Consider the following 20,677-nt stretch of genomic DNA (forward strand, 5'->3'; position numbering starts at 1 on the left):
AAGGAAGTTACTCTGGAGAGTCATTGGATTAGGTTATTACTGTAGTAATCTAACTAGACCAAAGGTATTTATATTATTAAAGGAGCTACGTAATACGTAGCTCCTTTTTTCATTCTTATAATTTTTTTAATTTCCAAATCTCAGCAACATACTCTTGAATCGTTCGATCACTAGAAAATTTACCAGAATAAGCAATGTTTGTAACACTCATATTAAGCCAAGTTAATTTATCTCTATACGCCTGCTCCACTAACTCATGTGTTTCAATATAAGGCTCAAAATCCTTTAACACAAAATATGGATCATTATGATAAAGTATATTGTAATAAATATCTTTAAATTCAATTTCATGAGATCCAAATTCACCTTGATTTAACTGATCCAATATTCTTTTCACACGATCATCTGTATTATAGATATCTATTGCGCGATAGCCACCATTTTGATAATAATTCAAGACCTCGTCTGCAGTTAAACCAAATATAAACATATTCCTTTCCCCGACTAAGTCTCTAATTTCAATATTTGCGCCATCTAATGTTCCAACAGTTAAAGCACCATTCATCATCATCTTCATATTACCAGTTCCAGATGCTTCCTTACTTGCAGTTGATATTTGTTCACTTATATCTGCAGCAGGTATAATTTTTTCTGCTAAGCTAACGTTATAGTTTTCTAGAAATATTACCTTTAACTTATTTTGAATGGTTGTATCATAATTCACAATCGATGCTACTTTGTTAATAAGTTTTATAATTTCCTTTGCTAAATGATAGCTTGGTGCTGCTTTCGCTGCAAAGATGAAAGTTCGTGGAACCATATTTAAATTCGGGTTTTCCTTTAACTCATTATATAAATATAAGACGTGAAAGATATTTAGTAATTGTCGTTTATATTCATGGAGACGTTTTATTTGTACATCAAATATGGAATGATGGTCGACTAATACGCCTGTTTGTTCATATATATAATTTGCTAACCTCTGTTTATTTTCTGATTTTACAGTATCAAATCGCTCCAGAAGTGAGCTATCTTTTGAATACTTTAATAAACTTATTAGTTGCTTTGGTCTTTGTATCCATTGTGGTCCAATAACATCCGTAATGAGTCCAGCTAACTTAGGATTCACTTGAAGTAACCAGCGTCGGTGATTAATTCCATTTGTTTTATTATTAAAGCGCTCAGGATAAAGTTGATAAAATATCTTCATTTCCTGTTTCTTTAGTATCTCCGTATGAATGCGTGCTACTCCATTAATACTGAAGCTACCTACAATTGCAAGACGTGCCATATGAACATAGTTATCCGCAATAATTGCCATATTAGGTATTTGATTTCTTAATTCCTCATGGTCAAACCAGATACCTTTACAAAATCGTTCATTAATTTCATTGATAATCATATATATACGGGGTAAAAGTTCCTGCATCATCGAAGTTGGCCAAGTTTCAAGTGCTTCACTCATAATTGTATGATTCGTATAGGCTATCACATTAGTTGTAATTTCCCATGCATTATTCCAACTAAAATTTTCTTCATCCATCAAAATCCTCATTAATTCAGGAATAATTAAACTTGGATGTGTGTCATTTATCTGTATGACGACCTTTTCAGGTAATCTTTTTAATGGTAGCTTATAATTCTTTTTAAAATGATGAATTATATTCTGGATACTGGAGGAAACCAAGAAATATTGTTGTTTTAGCCGTAATTCTTTCCCTTCATGATTAGAATCATCCGGGTATAAGAAACCTGAAATTTGTTCAATGGAATGTTTATGATCAAGGTCATGATAGTATTTTGACCCCTCTCTATATACATTATCTTTATCCTCGTAATATGGCTCAGCACTCCACAAGCGCAATGTATTTACCACTTGGTTTTGAAAACCTACGATAGGTACGTCATAAGGAACTGCTAACACTTTATCCGTGTTTTCATATTTAAATTCAAGGTTGCCATCATTCTTTCGAAACATATGAACATCGCCTCGAAAATGAATACAAATAGCCTCTTCCTCTTTTCTTGTTTCCCAAGCGTAATTATCCTTTAACCAATAATCAGGTAACTCTATTTGATTACCGTGTATAATCCGTTGTTCAAATAATCCATATCTATATCGAATACCAAACCCATGACCAGGATAACTTAATGATGCTAATGAATCCATAAAACAAGCAGCTAGTCGCCCTAATCCCCCATTACCAAGTCCAGCATCATGTTCTTGAGAATAGACTTCTTGCGGGTTTTTACCAATGCTTTCTAGCACTTCATTAGAAATTTGTAACATTCCACAATTCAATAAATTGCTCTCAAGTAAGCTTCCAATCAGGAACTCCATTGATACATAATATACTTGCTTACAGTTCTCTTCTTTATACTTTTTTTGCGTAGCTACCCATTGCGGCATTATTTCCTCATTTACCATGGAGGAAATAATATCATATATATCTTTATTGGAAGCATCCTCTAATTCTTTCCCTTTATCTGATTTTAGCTTTGAGATTATTTTTTCTTTCCATAAATCTCTAGTTAGTTGAGGCAATATTTCACAACTCCTATACAAAAATTGGTATTAATTGCTCATACAAGTTTGCATATTTATGTGCAGATTCCTTCCAACTGTATTGACATTTATTAATGTTTTTTAATAATTGTGACCATTGCTCCTGATTCGAGTACACTTTTAGTGAATAACGTAAAACAGTTAATAATTCATGAGCATTATAATTTAAAAAGCTAAAGCCGTTACCTTCATTTGTTATTTCATTAAAAGGTTGAACCGTATCTTTTAAACCACCCGTTTCCCTAACAATTGGGGCTGTTTTATATTGTAAGGCAATAAGTTGCGCTAAACCACAAGGCTCAAATTTCGATGGCATAATAAAGAAATCTCCACCTGCATACATTTGGCGTGCCACTTTTTCATTAAAGGTTAACAACGTAACTAATTTTTGAGGATATCGATTTGCCGCTTCTGAGAAGAAAGTTTCAAATTCCTCATCACCAGTACCTAGAACTATTAATTGAATGTCCTCTTGCATAAATTCATCGAGTATATGTTGTACAAGATGCAATCCTTTCTGCTCAACTAACCGTGTTACCATAATATATAGTGGTATATCACTATTTACTGGTAAATCAAATTTCTCTTGAAGGAACATTTTATTTTCTTTCTTCCTAACCTTTGATGAACGATAATTCACATGAATGTTAGGATCTGTAAGAGGATTATATTCCTTTGTATCAATTCCATTTAATATACCAATTACATCTTCTCCTCTGTCTAAAAGAACAGGATGAAGTCCTTCGCCATAATAAGGAATCTTTATTTCCTCTGCATAACTCTCACTAACCGTCGTTATTTTATCTGCATGGAATAACCCTGCTTTAAGACAATTAAGCATGCCATTCCATTCAAGACCAGCAATATGTTCTGTTGGTAAATCAAAGAAGTCGTGATATGCACCTAGTGGCATTACACCTTGATATTTTAGATTATGAATGGTGAATACCGTTTTCATATCGTGAATAGGTTCACTTATTTTTGCGAGTGCTACTGTTAAAGCAGCTTGCCAGTCATGAGCATGAAGAACATCTGGTATAAAATCCAAATGCTTTAATGCTTCAATGACCGCTTGACTGAAAAAGACAAATCTTTCGCCGTCGTCATAATAACCATATATTCCTTTACGATCAAAGTAATATTCATTTGAAACAAAATAATAGATTATTTGATTGTATTCCATCGAATAAATTGTAACTTCTTGATTTCTCCATCCCACTTGAACATGGAAGGATGAATGGTATTCCATTGCATTTCGATGTTCAATAGAAATTTCATTATATAAAGGTAAAATTACACGCACTTCCATTTTCTCATTTTGTTTTAATGCTTGAGGTAGAGATCCAACTACATCAGCCAATCCCCCCGTTTTTATAAATGGTGTACACTCAGAGGCAACAAATAATATATTCTTCATGCTTCGTATCTCCTTCCTACGATATTTTCTATTGATAAACTGTGATTATTTCGTTGATTTTCTCCTGATTTAGCACTAACGGATCTTCATGAATATCCACTTGTATTCGAGTGCCATCTGGTATCTCTGTATTTTCCATTACAATTACACGTTCTAGCAGACAATTTTTCCCTACTTTTACGTTTGGATGGAGGATTGATTGTTTCACTACACTCTCTCTATCTATTAACACATTTCTAAAAAGAATGGATCCTGTCACAGTACCACAAATTTTACTTCCTGATACGACAATTGAATTTCTGACAACCGCCATTTCCCCTAAATATTGGGGTGGTAGATTATATTGTTTAGAATAGATTCTTGAATTTAGCAAGGAGTGTATCCATTCTTCTTCTAATAGATCCATATTCGCATCCCAATAACTTTGTATAGTTCCAACATCTTTCCAGTAACCTTCGAATCTATATGCAAATAACCGTAAATTACTTTCTAACATAGCTGGTATAATATCATTTCCAAAGTCGTGACTAGAGAGCATGTTCTTCGCATCTTCTAACAAGAAAGCTTTTAACACGGACCATGTGAAGATATATACTCCCATGGAGGCAAGATTACTTTTAGGTATTTTCGGCTTTTCATCGAAAGCATAGATTTGCATATCTTCTGTAGTATTTAGAATTCCAAATCTAGATGCTTCTTCCCAAGCTACTGGTACGACTGAAATTGTTACATCTGCACCAGTTTTTTTATGTTGATCTAGTAATTTGCTATAATCCATTTGATAGATGTGATCTCCTGAAATCACAAGCACATACTCCGGATTATATTGTTCAATAAAATTGATATTTTGATATATTGCATCTGCAGTTCCAGAATACCAATTACCACCATTACAACCTTTGTATGGTGAAAGTATGGTAACACCACCATCTTTTCTATCTAAGTCCCAATGTTGACCATTTCCAATATGTCTATTTAATTCTAGAGGAGAATATTGGGTCATTACCCCTAAAGTATCAATACCAGAATTTGCACAATTGCTTAGTGTGAAGTCAATTATGCGGTATTTTCCACCAAAATGGACAGCAGGCTTTGCAGTGGTTCTCGTTAATTCCCCTAACCTTTTACCTTCTCCCCCCGCTAATAACAAGCCTATACATTCTTTCATCCCATGTCCTCCTCCACTAGATTTGTTGTTTTATTTTTCTGTCTAAAGATAGCCATCGCTAATGGGGGAATTTTAATTTTTATATGTTGATCTAACCCATGCCATTCTTCTGAATAACAACGATAATTCCCATTATTTATTTGGCCTGAACCCCCAAATAGCACAGCATCTGTATTAAATATTTCTATATAATCTCCTGGAGCTGGTACTCCAACCTTATAGTTTTCATAAACATTTGGTGTGAAATTACAGACAATAATTAAATCATCATCTGGATCTACACCTCGTCTTCTGAAAGCAATAATACTTTGATCAATATTATGGGGATCAATCCATTCAAAACCATCTTCCTTGTGATCTAATTCGTACAAGGCTTTATTTCTCAAGTAAAAATGATTTATTTCCTTCATATATGTAAAAAAAGCTTTATGAAGAGGATAATCTAACAAATGCCAATCTAACTGCTCCTTATCTTTCCATTCAGCATATTGAGCAATTTCGGCTCCCATAAATAGCAATTTTTTTCCTGGATGTGCAAACATATAGCCAATTAATAATCTCAGATTAGCAAACTGTTTCCATTGATCCCCCGGCATCTTATCAAGCAATGATCTTTTTCCGTGTACAACCTCATCATGCGAAAGTGGTAATAGAAAGTTTTCTGTATTTGTATACATGAAAGAGAATGTAATCAAATTATGATGCCACTTACGATGGACAGGATCCTTCTCCATATATTTCAACATGTCATTCATCCAGCCCATATTCCATTTATAATTAAAGCCGAGCCCACCTGCATATATTGGAGATGTTACGAGTGGAAGATCAGAGCTGTCTTCAGCCATCATTAACGCTTTTGGCTCATAGGCAAAAATTACTTCATTCAACTTTCTTATGAATGCGTATGCCTCTAAATGTTCCTCACCACCAAATGAATTATAAATCCTTTCTTCATGAGCCTCCTTATCAAAATTAAGATAAAGCATGCTGGCTACAGCATCTATTCTTAATCCATCGATATGATACTCCTTTAGCCAAAAAAGAGCGTTTGAAATTAAAAAACTTTGTACCTCGGGACTCCCAAAGTCAAAAGTTAATGTTCCCCAAGCTTTTTTTTCAGCTTTTCTCGGGTCAGAGTATTCATATAATGGTGTCCCATCAAAAGTACGCAGCCCAAAATCATCCTTACAAAAGTGGCCTGGCACCCAATCCATAATGACTCCAATATTATTTTTATGGCATTGATCCACAAAATATTTAAAATCATTTCGGTTTCCAAAACGAGAAGTAACCGCATAGTAACCAGTTACTTGATATCCCCAAGAGATATCTAAAGGATGTTCTGCTAATGGCAGTAATTCAATATGGGTGTAACCGAGCATCTTCACGTATGGAATTAATTCCTCCGCAAGCTCTCGGTACGTATAGAAGTCACCATTATCTTTCTTCTTCCAAGAACCAAGGTGGACTTCATAAATGGATATTGGAGATGAAAAGGCATTAAAGCTCTTCTTTCTCCTTTTCCATTCTTGATCATGCCATTCATATTTGGAAGATGTTGGTGTTAAAGAGGCTGTATTAGGACGAAGCTCCGATTGCAAAGCATAAGGATCAGCTTTTAATAGTACATCACCATTAGCAGTAGTTATTTCATACTTGTATGGAACTCCTTCTGGTATATCTGGAAAAAAACCAACCCATATTCCTTTATCATTAACTTTTTTTAATGAGTAATCCTTACCCTGCCACTCATTAAAATCACCAACAACATGTATCTGTTGTGCGTTTGGTGCCCAAACTGCAAACCTATAACCAGAAATATTGTTTAGGTTTACATGATGACAACCAAACATCTTATAGCTATGAAAATTAGTTCCTTGATGAAAAAGGTATATCTCCTGTTCTGAAATGTTGTAATGCAAATAGCTGACTCCTTTCTAAGTTGAACCGTAAATCTATATTAAATCCTATTATAAATTATAATTGCGTGAATTTATCCAAAATTCTTTCGACAACTTTTTGTGAAGTTTACAGACTTTATTTGCATTTTGTCGAAAGAATTATTTGAATATAATGGAATAAATTTCTAAAGATATGCTGATAAATAGAGCATAATTATTGCCAAATCTAAGAATTAACATATGATAAAGTGAATTCGATTAATGTAAAAAAGGGGTTGCTTTTGTGGAGAGTTCCATCGCTTGGATAGATGATATCCGCATGTTAACTGTTAACTTGGATGATAATGTCAATGTGCTCCAATCACAAGAACAGCCTATCATCTATTGGTTGACGGAAGAAAAATTTATTCACACTAAGATTGAGCAGTGGGTAGATAAACATACGGTGAAAATCCGTTTTTTTGAGGATATTCCGTTAGGTGAGAACCTTCGCCTTTTATGGGCACAAGAAAGTATCCCTATTTACCCAAGAGATATTGTGAGAAACCCTTGGTTTGATGAACAATATGCTACAGATGATGTGATACTTGGTGCTACTTGTAGTTTGCATGCTACTACATTTTCACTTTGGGCCCCTACCGCAATATCTGTTACATTATATTTAAATAATAAAAAAGAAATATTAAGTCGACAAAATCGTGGTGTATGGAGTACAACTATTTCTGGTGATTATCATGGATATTCATATGAGTATGAATTAAATATAAATGGAACTCTAGTAAGAGTGAATGACCCATATGCCAAAGCCTTACTTCCGAACAGCGAAAAAGGAGTTGTGGTTGATTTTTCGAGGCTAAACAATCTTGTAAAGAACTCTGACAGACCTTATGTAAAGAACTTACAAGACTCGATTATATATGAATTACATGTTCGTGATGCTACCATCCAAAAGGAAAGCGGTGTCATAAACCGCGGGAAGTTTCTAGGATTAACAGAATTTCAGACGAAAACAACCAATGGTGCATCAACAGGAATAACCTATATTAAGGAACTAGGTTGTACTCATGTTCAACTACTACCAATAAATGATTTTGCTCGTATAAACGAATTACAACCTCTTGAAACCTATAATTGGGGCTACGATCCACTATTTTTTCAAGTACCAGAAGGAAGTTATTCTGTTTCACCAAATGATCCTTTCTCAAGAATTATGGAATGCAAGAAAATGATTAATAGCTTTCATGAGGCAGATTTGTCCGTGATACTTGATGTTGTATATAACCATGTATTTATAATGGAAGACTCTCCTTTTGACAAAATAGTACCTGGTTATTATTTCCGTTATCACTCTGATGGTTCATTAAGTAATGGAACAGGCGTCGGGAATGACTTAGCAACGGAAAGAAAGATGGTTCGTAAATTTATATTAGATACGATTGATTTTTGGCTAACAGAATACCATGTTGATGGATTTCGTTTTGATTTAATGGGAGCAATGGATATTGAAACAATAAATGACATTCAACAGCGTTGTGAACGTGAATCTCCACCGATTATGTTACTAGGAGAAGGGTGGGACTTACCGACAGCACTACCATCTGATAAAAAGGCAACATCTGCAAACTCTGTTAAATTAAATGGTATCCGTTTTTTTAATGATTATTTTCGCGATACTTTAAAGGGAAATCTATTTGAGGTCTCAGATGTAGGATATATTAATGGAAAAGGTCGCTATATAGAAAGACTTAACTTCCTCGTATCAGGGTCCGTATTAGAAGAATACGGAGAACCATTTGTTACTGAGGTAAATCAAACGATTAACTATGTAGAATGTCATGATAACCATACTTTGTGGGATAGATTGCTAATTACGAACAGTCAAGAGCGTGAAATAGTAAGGAAAAAAATGCATCAATTAGCAACTGGCTTAGTGCTATTAAGTCAGGGAGTTCCATTCATTCACGCTGGTCAAGAATGGTATAGGACGAAGAATGGTGTAGAGAATAGTTATATATCTAATGATGAAATAAATAAATTAGACTGGCGTAAAAGAGAACTAGAGAAAGAGAATATTGAATTTATTAAAAAGTTAATTTCGATTAGAAAAAAACATCCTGTTTTCCGACTTACAAATAAACAAGATATAAGAAAAAGATACTACCCACTGCAAACACCACAGCCAGTGTTTGGTTATGCTTTGATTGGAGATTGTGAGGATATTGCTGTATATGCAAATCCAACAAATGAATCTTATAAAATACAATTACCCTCTGCGGGAACTTGGGAGGTTTCTGCTAGTAATTCTCATGATAAGCAAAAAGCAATTACAAAAGGTGAGTTTACAATTATTTCACCGTTTGAACTAATCGTATACAAAAAAGCACGCTACTAAAAGTGAAAAACTTCGACGGATACGTAATCTCGCCGAAGTTTATCGCTTTTAGTTTTTTCCTTTTCTCCCTTGTTTCGAGTTACGGTTTGCACCTTTCATTGGGCTTTCACCAGCAGCAAACTCTGCTGAATAATCAGATTCACCAATATTCTTTTTCGGTGTTTTACTGTGCTTTTCCACAGCATTTCTTTCTGCTTTCCGCTTTGCCATATATACCAGCCTTTCTTTATTGGATTTTTACTACTGCTGTTAGTTTGTCCGATGTAGATACACCTATCCAAAAAAGAAACCGACATATATTGTCGGCATGGTTTAAGCTTTATCTTTCAATTGTTCTAACTCTTCTTTCGTTAACTCTCTATATTCTCCTAAATCAAGACTTTCATCAAGTTGTAATGGCCCCATTGAGATCCGCTTCAAATAAATAACTCTCTTCCCAATTGCTTCAAACATCCTTTTTACTTGATGGAACTTCCCTTCCGTTATTGTCAATTCAATATCGGAAGTTAATCCAGACTTTAATATTTTTAAATAACCTGGTTTCGTCTCATATCCATCATCTAGGGTTACACCTGCTTCAAATAACCGTACATCCTCCTCTGTAACCTCAGAGTTTATGACAGCAAAGTATGTTTTAGGTACATTCTTTTTTGGCGACAACAATGTATGGGCAAGCTGTCCGTCATTAGTGATTAATAATAAACCTTCCGTGTCTTTATCTAGCCTGCCAACCGGAAAAGGGTTGAATTGTGCATCATTAATATCAAGTAAATCAATTACAGTTTTTTCTCGTAAATCTTCGGTTGCAGATATTACTCCTTGAGGCTTGTTCATCATAATATAAATAAATTCGCGATAATAGACCTCCTCATTATGTACAACTACAAGATCATGATTTGGGTCCACATGAGTTTTTGCATCTTTTACAACCGTACCATTCACTAGAACACTTCCAGATTTCAGTAATTGCTTAACTTCTTTTCTACTACCGTAACCAGTATTTGACAGGAGCTTGTCGATACGCACCAGGCAACACCTCTTTTTCAATTTTTGGGCTACTGCCCATACCTTTTATTAACTCCATCATAGGCTAATGTGCAGGCATTAAAAGAATGGAGTGAATATCAATAATGGATTATCGTCAACAAATGCTCCCTCAAGGAGGCGGGCAACCTCAGCAGCAATTTTTCCCTGGCTTCCCAGGATTTCCTGGTGGTGGAAGTTCTGAATTAGAGCGCAGAGTTACCCGTTTAGAACGACAAGTGGAACGATTAGAACGCGAACAAGAACGTCTTGAAAGACGAGTACAAAGATTAGAAAGACAAGGTCAACCTGGAAATCCTGGTTTTCCTGGTTTCCCAGGTTATCCAGGACGCCCACAAGAAAACGGATATTATTAATATGTAATGATGAAAGAGACTAGTTACTAGGTTAAACTAGTCTCTTTCCATTATCCCAATCTTAGTTTTCGTTTCAATTTACCAAGGCGTTCACCAAATAATCGATCGGCTAAACCAGATTTCAAACTCAAATATCCGTATATTAATCCCCCTATAGCAGCACAGATCGCGATGATAAGTAAAGATTGAAACTTAGATTCGATATTCATAACCGAATCTAGACCTTTATATACAAAGTAAACAGGAATAATCATCATCAAATTAAAGATGACAATTAATAAACTTCTTCTAAAAACAATTTTAAATGGATACTGGGCAAACATTTTTATGACGAATAGATTAATGACAATGGAAATTCCATACCCTAAAGCAGTTGCATAAACTGCACCTTCTGTACCAAAAGCTTTAATAAATGGAATATTTAATGCCAATTTCGTGAGAATACCACAAAGCAAACTTAAAATTGTGTACCGCTGTTCATTAATTCCTTGTAAAATAGCTGCCGTTACAGAAAATAAAGCAAACAATATCGCGACAGGAGCATACGTTTTTAGAATTTCCGCTCCTCTTATATCGTGCTCATAAAACACCGTGTAAAATGGATCTGCTAAGATAGCAAGTCCCAGTGCAGCAGGTAATGTAATAAATAATAATATTTGTAGTGTTTGATCTAGTTGGCGAAACATGACACGTCTTTCGCCATTAACGAATGATTCCGTAACAAGTGGCACAATAGTTAAAGCAAATGCAGTAGCTAACGATACCGGAATGATGACTAGTTTGTGGGTTGTAACATTTAGGATTCCTAATTCGTCTAGAGCTCTTGCAGAATTCCCTACCAATGCCATGGCTTTTGTAAAAGTTGTCTGATCAATAAATTGATATAAGGGATTTGCTATACCAACTAGAATGAACGGAAAAGCATACATAATAATTTCTTTATACATACTTGGCAGAGATACATCTAATGTACCTTTATTATGCTGTAGCAGTTCATCCAAGCCTGGTTTCCGCTTTTTCCAATACCATAACAATACAATTAGACTGGCTATCCCCCCAATAAATGCAGCAAATGTGGCAACACTCATTGCCGTAACGATTGTTCCATTTAGAACATACAGAACAATAAAAGCTCCAGCTAATAAAAAAACTATCCGAGCAATTTGTTCTACTACTGTTGATACTGCTGATGGCCCCATTGATTGATGACCTTGGAAAAATCCTCGTATTAAACTCATGATAGGAATAATGATTAATGCAAAACTGACAGCACGAATAACCGTAGCTACCTCATCAATAGAATAATCATCTACTCCATTTAACGATATTTTAGCGAACAATGGTGCAAGGCCATACATTAATGCAAATGATAATATTCCCGTTGCAAACATGACGACCATACCTGATTTAAATAACTTACGACCAACTGCATATTCGCCCAATGCATTATATTTAGCTATATATTTGGAAACTGCTAAAGGGACACCAGCAGTTGCAATACTTATGAATATGGTATACGGAACATAACCAAAATTATATAATGCCATATGACTCGATCCACCAATAATGGCATAAAACGGAATCACATAGAAAAGACCAAGAACTTTAGATAATATCGTACCTAATGTTAATATAAATGTTCCCCGAATTAATTTAGATGACATACATTCTTAACTCTCCATATTTTTATTTACACTTATATGCTCATTTTTAGTGATGATAAAATGAACACCATCTATCATGTATATTGTAAAAAACTTTATATCAAAATGAAACTCTATAGCAAGTTTACAGCTATCGACGCTATTTGACAAATGAAAGTCTATCGCTTTGTTGCTTTTCAACCCTTATCATTCTAAAATAAGATTACTAAATCGCAAGGTGTTGAAATGAATATGTATGATGTAATCGTAATTGGCGGTGGGCCTTCTGGTCTTATGGCGTCTATTGCAGCAGCTGAAGAAAATGCAAAAGTATTGCTTATTGATAAAGGTAATAAACTTGGACGTAAGTTAGCCATCTCTGGTGGTGGACGCTGTAATGTAACAAATCGTTTACCAATAGAAGAAATCATTCGTCATATACCTGGTAATGGCCGATTTTTATATGGGGCGTTTTCCGTATTTAACAATGAAGATATCATTCAATTCTTTGAAAATCTCGGCATTGCATTAAAAGAAGAAGATCACGGGAGAATGTTTCCTGTAAATAATAAAGCTCAATCTGTTGTCGACGCTTTGCTTTTACGAATGGAAACACTAGGAGTGGCGATAAGAACTAATAGTGCTGTAAAAGAAGTTCTCTACGAAGATAATAAAACTGTTGGTGTCTATCTAGAATCTGGGGAAACAATTCAAAGCGAGGCAGTTGTAGTAGCAACAGGAGGAAAATCTGTTCCACAAACAGGTTCAACAGGAGATGGGTTTCCATGGGCTGAAGCTGCTGGTCATACAATATCAGAGCTTTTTCCAACTGAAGTTCCTGTTACGTCTTCAGAAGCCTTCATTAAGGAAAAAGTTTTACAAGGCTTATCTTTACGTGATGTTGCAGTAAGTGTATTGAATCCGAAAGGGAAAGCAATTATTACCCATCAAATGGACATGATTTTTACCCATTTTGGTATTTCTGGCCCAGCAGTACTTCGTTGCAGTCAATTTGTTGTAAAAGCCTTAAAAAAGTGGAAGCTGAATGAGGTAGTTATGGAGATTGATGCTTTACCAGACAAAAAAGAAGGCGTGCTTTTTGATGAAATTCAACAATTAAGTGGTGAAGAGGCGAAAAAGGCAATCAAAAATGCATTAAAAGGACTACTTCCTGAACGCTATCTACTATTCCTTTTAGAAAAAGTAAATATTGACCCTAATGCTATATTTGCAACCGTCTCGAAAGAAAAAATACGTGCATTCGTGAATGAGTGTAAACATTTCCGCTTTACGGTTAACGGTACATTACCACTGGAAAAAGCCTTTGTAACTGGTGGAGGGGTATCAATAAAAGAAATAGAACCAAAAACGATGGCATCTAAATTGATGCCAGGACTATATTTTTGTGGAGAAGTATTGGATATATATGGCTACACTGGGGGTTATAATATCACCTCCGCTCTTGTAACTGGGAAACTAGCTGGTATGAATGCCGCTCTAAAATATTAGAGGTTATCATCTCCATCGAGTTGCGAAGAAAATAGGGATTAGAATTGCTCTATTAAACATTTTATATACAGTTTATGTATAAATGTTTATTAGGGCTAGAGCCCTCCTATTAGACATTTTGAACACTAACTCATGGGGAAGTGTCTATTAGAACCTTTCTATTAGACATTTTATACACCAACTCATCGGGAAATGTCTTATAGAACCACTCTATTAACCCATTCAAGTCTAATTGCCGATTAGGAACACATTCCCTATTAGGCATTAAAAAAAAGGTAGTTCCATCATCTGTTACGAGATGGATTGAACTACCCTTTTATTATGCGGCTTTTATATACAGCACCATTGCACTAAAGCAATAAACTTGTTCATCTTCAGGATCTCCAATTGCAGCAATATGATATTTCACATCTATTATATCCTTTTTATTCAACCCTGATAAAAATGCATTCATCTCTTCTTCCAAGTCTTTTTCATGTTCACAATCAAATACTTTTACTTGAACCACCTTTATCACCCCTATATGTTTTATTAGCAATTATCACCACCATCAGACTCTTTTATACTATTCAGAAAATATTTATAAAAAAAAACAGCTATTCTCATAAATCTCATGAGAATAGCTGCAACGTTCATTATACTTCAATTTCTCCTGTCCATTTCAACATGCCACCATCCATATTCGTTACATCAAAGCCTTGTGCATGTAAATATTCACATACTCGACCACTGCGACCACCGGAACGGCAAACAATAATATATTCAACTGTTTCATCTAATTGATCCATATGTTCTGGAATTGCTCCCATTCTTATATGAACTGCACCAGGAATCATTCCCTCTGCAACTTCCTCATCTTCACGAACATCAATGATGTGTAAAGTCTCTCCAGCATCTAGACGGTTTTCTACTTCTTTAGGAGTTATTGACTTAAACTCTGGCATATATAATCCTCCTGATTTTAGTTAGCAACGATATTAACAAGTTTCCCTGGAACAGCGATAACTTTTCGTATCGTTTTACCTGCAACCATTTCTTTAATCTTCTCGTCATTCATTGCAAGTTCCTCCAGTTGTTCACGTGATACATCACGGGCAACCATTAATTTTGAACGAACTTTTCCGTTTAATTGAACAACGATTTCAACTTCATTGTCTATTAATTTTGCTTCATCATATTCTGGCCACTTTGCATAAGTAATTGATTCTGTATGACCTAGCTTCTCCCACAGCTCTTCGGCAATATGTGGACAAATAGGAGCAAGTAGTTTCACAAAACCTTCTACGTATTCTTGACGTATTTTATCTACTTTGTATCCCTCGTTGATAAATACCATCAATTGAGAAATCGCAGTATTAAAATGAAGATTTTCATAATCAAGCGTCACTTTTTTCACTGTTTGATGATAGACTTTTTCTATTTCCTTTCCACCATCTTGAGTGATTTTACTTGAAAGTGTTCCATCTTCTTCATTTACAAATAATCTCCAAACACGGTCAAGGAAACGACGTGAACCATCTAAACCATTAGTTGACCATGCAATAGATGCATCTAGTGGTCCCATAAACATTTCATATAGACGAAGTGTATCGGCACCATGACTTTCCATAATATCGTCCGGATTTACTACATTTCCTTTCGATTTACTCATCTTCTCATTACCTTCACCAAGAATCATTCCTTGGTTGAATAGCTTTTGGAATGGCTCTTTCGTTGGCACTACCCCAATATCATATAAAAACTTATGCCAGAAACGAGCATATAATAAGTGAAGAACAGCATGCTCCGCTCCCCCAATATAAATATCTACAGGTAGCCATTTTTTCAATAGTTCATCAGAAGCTAGTGCGTCATTGTTGTGAGGATCAATATATCGTAAGTAATACCAGCAGCTTCCTGCCCACTGTGGCATTGTATTTGTTTCACGGCGTCCCTTTTTACCTGTAACAGGGTCAACCACATGAAGCCATTCTTGAATATTAGCTAAAGGAGATTCACCTGTACCTGAAGGTTTAATTTCATCTGTTACTGGAAGTAAAAGTGGAAGTTCCTCTTCTGGAACACCAGTCATTGTGCCGTCTTCCCAATGAATAACTGGAATAGGCTCTCCCCAATAACGTTGACGACTAAATAGCCAGTCACGAAGGCGATACGTTACTTTCTTCGTACCTACTCCTTCTTTCTCAAGCCACTCTATCATTTTTGTAATAGCCTCTTCCTTGTTTAGGCCATCTAGGAAGTCAGAATTCACATGCTTACCATCACCAGTATAAGCGGATTCTTCAATATTACCTCCCGCTACTACTTCGACAATATCTAAACCGAATGTCTTTGCAAATTCATAGTCACGCTCGTCATGTGCTGGTACAGCCATTATTGCTCCCGTACCATAGGACATTAGTACATAATCTGCAATCCAAATAGGGATTTTCTTGCCGTTAACAGGATTAACAGCATAAGCACCTGTAAATACACCTGTTTTTTCTTTTGCAAGATCTGTTCTTTCTAAATCACTCTTTGATTTAATACTATCTAAATAACGTTGAACTGCTTCACTTTGTTCAGAAGTAGTGATTTTGTTAACGAATGGATGCTCTGGTGCTAAAACAGCATACGTTGCACCGAATAGAGTATCAGGACGAGTTGTAAATACAGTAAATGCTTCATCATGACCATCGATTCCGAAAGTAACCTCTGCTCCTTCAGAGCGACCAATCCAATTTCGTTGCATATCTTTAATACTTTCTGGCCAATCCAACTCTTCTAAATCATCCAATAAACGGTCTGCATAAGCCGTGATTTTAAGCATCCATTGTTTCATCGGACGACGTTCAACTGGATGTCCTCCACGTTCACTCTTACCATCAATTACTTCTTCATTCGCTAATACCGTTCCTAATGCCGGACACCAGTTCACAGCCACTTCGTCGACATATGCAAGTCCTTTTTCAAATAGCTTCAAGAAAATCCATTGTGTCCATTTATAGTAATTTGGGTCAGTAGTGTTAATTTCTCGATCCCAATCATAAGAAAAACCTAATCCTTTAATTTGTCTTTTGAAAGTTTCGATATTTTTTTGTGTAAATTCAGCTGGATCATTACCAGTATCTAGCGCATATTGCTCTGCTGGTAATCCAAATGCATCCCATCCCATTGGATGTAAGACATTATATCCTTGCATTCTTTTCATGCGCGATAATATATCCGTTGCTGTATATCCTTCTGGATGACCTACATGGAGTCCAGCTCCTGATGGGTATGGAAACATATCTAATGCATAATACTTTTCTCCATCACCATAAGCATCCGTTTTAAATGTTTTATTTACTTCCCAAAAATCTTGCCACTTTTTCTCAATAACCTTATGGTTAAAACTCATTTCCATTTCCTCCTGACTCTATATATACAGAAAACCTCTCATCCCAAGAACGATTAATTCTTGGGACGAGAGGTTATATCTCCCGCGGTACCACCCACATTAATGCACAACTGCATTCACTTTGTTCGTCCTTAACGCGGATTACGGCATACATTACTAAGATTAGAAAATCTGTTCACTTATGCAACTAAGAAGGCGAGTTCATGATATAAACTGATTGGCTTGCACCTACCGCCAACTCTCTAAACAATTTAAAATCACTACTACTCCTTCGTTATACGTTTCAATCTATATACAATTCAGATATTACCAATTGTAATCAAATTTATACTCTGTTTCAAGTATAATATGACAAAAAGTGACGAAGGTAATTTCAGCATACACTAATTATTGGACTGCCCGCTTTAAATGAGCAACTTTAGGAGAACATGTTATAACACAACTTCACTAGTTTCTTTCTCCTTATTTGTGGCTTTTAACGGTTGATCATAAAGAGCAGATAAAATAAGTGACAAGAATAATAATCCTATAATAATGCTAAATAGCATGTTCATTCCGTACATATCTACAAGAATTCCACCAAAAAGTGGTCCAACCATTCTACCACCAGTAGCTGTACTGTTTACTATTCCTTGATAAAAACCTTCTCTGCCTTTAGGTGCTAGTTTATTTGCAATCGTTGGAATGACTGGCCAAACTAGCATCTCTCCAATTGTTAAGATAATCATAGCAGCAAGGAATCCTTTAAAGTTAGAAGATGATCCAACTACTCCAAATGAAATGATGAAAATACTGAAGCCTACAAACATTTGACCTTTCAAATTATCTTCAAATCTCTTCAGAATACGTTGTAACAAGGGTTGTGCAAAAACAATTAGCGCTCCGTTCACAGTCCATAGCATACTGTATTGTTTTAATGTAATGTTTATTTCTTGTGTATAGGTTGAAATTGTTGCTTGCCATTGCACATACGCAACCCAACCTAAGAAATAAGCGACACAAATAATAACAAGTGCTATTATTTTTTTCTTATTGCGGATTGGTTTCAGTTGCTCCAAAACGTTCGTTTGAGAAAGTTGCTTTGGTGCGATATTTTTATAACCAAAGAAAGCAATGAATAGAAAAGCTATATACATGAATAAATTAGCGAGGAAAATATAATCGAAGGAAAACGAAGCTACAAATCCTCCTAATGCAGATCCAATAGCAACTCCAGCATTTTGTGCTACGTAAATCGCATTAAAAGCTTTCCTTCCCCCTTCTTTCCAAACAAATCCCGCCATTGCGAACATAGACGGAAAAACAATCCCACTTCCTAGTCCAAGAAAAATGAGGAATATCACATAATGTGGCCAACCATGCCATATTGTCATTCCAGCTAATGATAAAACAGAAATGATAATTCCAAGTAAGATGGAACGATAGCCACCTAATTTATCGTATAAAAAGCCTCCACATAAATTACCTATGACACTTGCACCTGAATTTAACATTAATACAATGCCAGCTACAGATAAGGCTTTACCTAAGTGATCATGTATATAAATAGCATTTAAAGGCCATAAAAAAGATGCTCCAGTAACATTTACTAGCATCCCAATAATAAGTAACCATAGAGCTTTTGGCATTATATTAACACCTACCCACAATTTATTTCGTTTGACTAAACTAATTCTAGTATGTAAATGTGGTAGGTGCAATTTAAAAATAAATTCAGGTAAATCAGGCACTTTAGGATTATCTAAAGTGCCTGATTTTAGCACATTATTTTATTGCCATGTGCTGTATAAGGGATGATCATGGTTTTGGAGAATCATTTCATTTTGCAACTGTTGCACCTTAACACGTTGTCGATGAAGTTGTTCACGTTGTTGCGCGTTAGAGCTATCGAGTAGTTTTTCGATTTCCATTACAGCAGTCTCTAACCCTTGTTGAGCTTCACTGAACTCAATGTCATAGTAATGCTCTTGCTTCATCGCTTCATTATATTGCTCTCTAGCAAAGAGAATAGCCGATTCACAACGATTAATACAATCTTCAATTGATTGGCGCGTTGCCATGTAAAATCCTCCCCTTCGACCAGATTTCCTATTAGGGAATGAACCCTAATAGTAGTTTGTTCCCAAATGACAATTGCTATGTTAGAATTTTTTTGAAACCGTAGAGGAGATGATGATAGATGAACTTAGAAAACATATTAACATTTGCACGAACCTCCCTACAAAAATCAGTACAGAAGGGTGATGTAGCAATAGATGCAACCGTTGGAAATGGACACGATACTAAGTTTCTTGCTGAATTAGTTGGAGAAAATGGACATGTATACGGTTTTGATATTCAAGCGGATGCAATTAAGGAAACTGAGACCCTCCTTACAGCACATGGACTAATGAATCGAGTAACTCTTTTTCAAACAGGACATGAGAATGCTTTAGACATAATCCCTGAAGAAGATTATTTTAAAATTAGCGGTGTAATCTTTAATCTCGGCTATTTACCACGTGGAGATAAATCGATTGTGACACTACCAGAAACTACCATTGCAGCAGTTGAACAATTTCTTGATGTAATAACTGTAGGCGGTATTATTGTACTCGTTATATACCATGGTCATCCAGGAGGTTCCTTGGAAAGGGACGCATTGTTAAGTTATACAGCTTCATTAAGACAAGACAAATTTAATGTTCTCCAATATAATTTTATAAATCAAAAAAACAATCCACCCTTTATCATTGCGATAGAAAGGAAAAAATAGAGGCAAGGATTAAAAAATATATATCAAAAGAAAAGGTTGAGACAAAACATAATGATGCTAGAGTAGTTAAACCGCTTCGGAAATACACTTCGCTTTCCGCGGGCGGCTAATGAGCCTCCTCGGCGCTAAACGCCTGTCTAGCTTAGGCTCCTAGCGGCTAGCGAACGATCCAATCCTTTCCCTACGATAAGTCAACATCGGCTCTTTCCTCGCCGTGTTTCCTTTATCTCAGTACAGGATTGGCTCCCGTTCGTACGCCGCTGATCAGTCGCCTTCGCTTTTCTGTCTGCGGGGTCTCATCGAGGCCTTTATTCCCGCAGGAGTCTTCGTGTATTTCCTCCGCTGGTAACTATAAAATTTTTGTAATTGAAAAATGGTCACCGAACTATCTTGTTTTAAAATCAAGTTATAGTTCGGTTTTTATTTGCATCCATATCCCTCAGTCCCAGCCTCTTTCCTACGATTAGTCAAGTGTAAATTTAACATTTAATTATTATACAATATAAATTTTTGGCATAGGAAATAAACCTCAGCAATTTAGATTTTT

16 protein-coding genes and 1 other annotated feature are annotated in these 20,677 nt (G+C 35.6%); of the genes, 4 read left to right on the forward strand and 12 right to left on the reverse strand.

Features of this window, described 5'->3' with window-relative positions; genetic code table 11:
- Positions 1 to 115: 115 nt before the first annotated feature.
- Genes ACFPM4_RS06880 through glgB form a run of 4 tightly spaced genes read right to left on the reverse strand, consistent with a single transcriptional unit; the run spans position 116 to position 7,073 of the window.
- On the reverse strand, positions 116 to 2,545 hold the full coding sequence (locus ACFPM4_RS06880) for a glycogen/starch/alpha-glucan phosphorylase (protein WP_382349381.1): 2,430 nt from the start codon (positions 2,543 to 2,545) through the stop codon (positions 116 to 118).
- A gap of 13 nt (positions 2,546 to 2,558) precedes the next feature.
- Positions 2,559 to 3,983 (reverse strand): glycogen synthase GlgA, encoded by a 1,425-nt coding sequence (gene glgA / locus ACFPM4_RS06885; RefSeq protein WP_382349384.1) that lies wholly within the window; start codon positions 3,981 to 3,983, stop codon positions 2,559 to 2,561.
- 28 nt (positions 3,984 to 4,011) lie between these two features.
- Positions 4,012 to 5,151 (reverse strand): glucose-1-phosphate adenylyltransferase, encoded by a 1,140-nt coding sequence (locus tag ACFPM4_RS06890; RefSeq protein ID WP_382349387.1) that lies wholly within the window; start codon positions 5,149 to 5,151, stop codon positions 4,012 to 4,014.
- Positions 5,148 to 7,073: a 1,4-alpha-glucan branching protein GlgB gene (glgB, locus tag ACFPM4_RS06895; protein WP_382349390.1), complete on the reverse strand. Its 1,926-nt coding sequence runs from the start codon at positions 7,071 to 7,073 to the stop codon at positions 5,148 to 5,150. The genes ACFPM4_RS06890 and glgB overlap by 4 nt, the downstream gene beginning before the upstream one ends.
- Before the next feature lie 262 nt (positions 7,074 to 7,335).
- On the opposite strand from glgB, the gene pulA reads away from it, so the two are divergent.
- Positions 7,336 to 9,444 (forward strand): type I pullulanase, encoded by a 2,109-nt coding sequence (gene pulA / locus ACFPM4_RS06900; protein WP_382349393.1) that lies wholly within the window; start codon positions 7,336 to 7,338, stop codon positions 9,442 to 9,444.
- A gap of 48 nt (positions 9,445 to 9,492) precedes the next feature.
- Here the strand turns inward: pulA and ACFPM4_RS06905 are convergent, their stop codons facing one another.
- Both ACFPM4_RS06905 and ACFPM4_RS06910 read right to left on the reverse strand, forming a co-directional pair.
- The gene (locus tag ACFPM4_RS06905) at positions 9,493 to 9,654 is read right to left on the reverse strand and encodes a hypothetical protein (protein WP_382349396.1); all 162 of its coding nucleotides are present in this window, start codon (positions 9,652 to 9,654) and stop codon (positions 9,493 to 9,495) included.
- A 102-nt stretch (positions 9,655 to 9,756) separates the two neighbouring features.
- Positions 9,757 to 10,470, reverse strand: a complete 714-nt coding sequence (locus ACFPM4_RS06910; protein WP_382349399.1) for a pseudouridine synthase — start codon at positions 10,468 to 10,470, stop codon at positions 9,757 to 9,759.
- Positions 10,471 to 10,574: 104 nt separating this feature from the next.
- On the opposite strand from ACFPM4_RS06910, the gene ACFPM4_RS06915 reads away from it, so the two are divergent.
- Positions 10,575 to 10,844, forward strand: coding sequence for a hypothetical protein (locus tag ACFPM4_RS06915; protein ID WP_144921172.1), 270 nt, complete (start codon positions 10,575 to 10,577; stop codon positions 10,842 to 10,844).
- A gap of 50 nt (positions 10,845 to 10,894) precedes the next feature.
- Here the strand turns inward: ACFPM4_RS06915 and ACFPM4_RS06920 are convergent, their stop codons facing one another.
- Positions 10,895 to 12,508 carry a putative polysaccharide biosynthesis protein gene (locus tag ACFPM4_RS06920; protein WP_382349404.1) on the reverse strand — a complete coding sequence of 538 codons (1,614 nt, stop codon included), beginning with the start codon at positions 12,506 to 12,508 and terminating at the stop codon, positions 10,895 to 10,897.
- A 231-nt stretch (positions 12,509 to 12,739) separates the two neighbouring features.
- On the opposite strand from ACFPM4_RS06920, the gene ACFPM4_RS06925 reads away from it, so the two are divergent.
- Positions 12,740 to 13,996 (forward strand): BaiN/RdsA family NAD(P)/FAD-dependent oxidoreductase, encoded by a 1,257-nt coding sequence (locus tag ACFPM4_RS06925; protein WP_382349407.1) that lies wholly within the window; start codon positions 12,740 to 12,742, stop codon positions 13,994 to 13,996.
- A gap of 319 nt (positions 13,997 to 14,315) precedes the next feature.
- Here ACFPM4_RS06925 and ACFPM4_RS06930 read toward each other — a convergent pair whose 3' ends face one another.
- The 5 genes from ACFPM4_RS06930 to ACFPM4_RS06950 form a co-directional block, all read right to left on the reverse strand.
- Positions 14,316 to 14,504 (reverse strand): sporulation protein Cse60, encoded by a 189-nt coding sequence (locus ACFPM4_RS06930; RefSeq protein ID WP_144921175.1) that lies wholly within the window; start codon positions 14,502 to 14,504, stop codon positions 14,316 to 14,318.
- A gap of 127 nt (positions 14,505 to 14,631) precedes the next feature.
- On the reverse strand, positions 14,632 to 14,940 hold the full coding sequence (locus ACFPM4_RS06935; protein ID WP_382349411.1) for a rhodanese-like domain-containing protein: 309 nt from the start codon (positions 14,938 to 14,940) through the stop codon (positions 14,632 to 14,634).
- 17 nt (positions 14,941 to 14,957) lie between these two features.
- Positions 14,958 to 17,375 (reverse strand): leucine--tRNA ligase, encoded by a 2,418-nt coding sequence (leuS, locus tag ACFPM4_RS06940; protein ID WP_382349414.1) that lies wholly within the window; start codon positions 17,373 to 17,375, stop codon positions 14,958 to 14,960.
- A 58-nt stretch (positions 17,376 to 17,433) separates the two neighbouring features.
- Positions 17,434 to 17,663, reverse strand: a binding site (T-box leader).
- 143 nt (positions 17,664 to 17,806) lie between these two features.
- Positions 17,807 to 19,003, reverse strand: a complete 1,197-nt coding sequence (locus tag ACFPM4_RS06945; RefSeq protein WP_382349416.1) for an MDR family MFS transporter — start codon at positions 19,001 to 19,003, stop codon at positions 17,807 to 17,809.
- A gap of 141 nt (positions 19,004 to 19,144) precedes the next feature.
- Entirely contained in the window at positions 19,145 to 19,435 is a 291-nt protein-coding gene (locus ACFPM4_RS06950; RefSeq protein WP_144921183.1) for a YtzC family protein, read from the reverse strand.
- A 119-nt stretch (positions 19,436 to 19,554) separates the two neighbouring features.
- Between ACFPM4_RS06950 and mnmM the strand changes: the two genes are divergently transcribed.
- Positions 19,555 to 20,130: a tRNA 5-(aminomethyl)-2-thiouridylate-methyltransferase MnmM gene (gene mnmM / locus ACFPM4_RS06955; protein WP_382349417.1), complete on the forward strand. Its 576-nt coding sequence runs from the start codon at positions 19,555 to 19,557 to the stop codon at positions 20,128 to 20,130.
- The last annotated feature ends 547 nt before the right edge of the window (positions 20,131 to 20,677 follow it).

This window comes from Lederbergia graminis (assembly GCF_042655485.1).
GTDB lineage: Bacteria > Bacillota > Bacilli > Bacillales > Bacillaceae_C > Lederbergia > Lederbergia graminis.

Coding starts and splice junctions, on each gene's coding strand:
- ACFPM4_RS06905 (WP_382349396.1), bottom strand. CDS start 9,654: ATGGCAAAGCGGAAAGCAGAAAGAAATGCTGTGGAAAAGCACAGTAAA.
- ACFPM4_RS06890 (WP_382349387.1), bottom strand. CDS start 5,151: ATGAAAGAATGTATAGGCTTGTTATTAGCGGGGGGAGAAGGTAAAAGG.
- ACFPM4_RS06915 (WP_144921172.1), top strand. CDS start 10,575: ATGGATTATCGTCAACAAATGCTCCCTCAAGGAGGCGGGCAACCTCAG.
- ACFPM4_RS06920 (WP_382349404.1), bottom strand. CDS start 12,508: ATGTCATCTAAATTAATTCGGGGAACATTTATATTAACATTAGGTACG.
- mnmM (WP_382349417.1), top strand. CDS start 19,555: ATGAACTTAGAAAACATATTAACATTTGCACGAACCTCCCTACAAAAA.
- ACFPM4_RS06950 (WP_144921183.1), bottom strand. CDS start 19,435: ATGGCAACGCGCCAATCAATTGAAGATTGTATTAATCGTTGTGAATCG.
- ACFPM4_RS06925 (WP_382349407.1), top strand. CDS start 12,740: ATGTATGATGTAATCGTAATTGGCGGTGGGCCTTCTGGTCTTATGGCG.
- glgA (WP_382349384.1), bottom strand. CDS start 3,983: ATGAAGAATATATTATTTGTTGCCTCTGAGTGTACACCATTTATAAAA.
- leuS (WP_382349414.1), bottom strand. CDS start 17,375: ATGAGTTTTAACCATAAGGTTATTGAGAAAAAGTGGCAAGATTTTTGG.
- ACFPM4_RS06935 (WP_382349411.1), bottom strand. CDS start 14,940: ATGCCAGAGTTTAAGTCAATAACTCCTAAAGAAGTAGAAAACCGTCTA.
- ACFPM4_RS06945 (WP_382349416.1), bottom strand. CDS start 19,003: ATGCCAAAAGCTCTATGGTTACTTATTATTGGGATGCTAGTAAATGTT.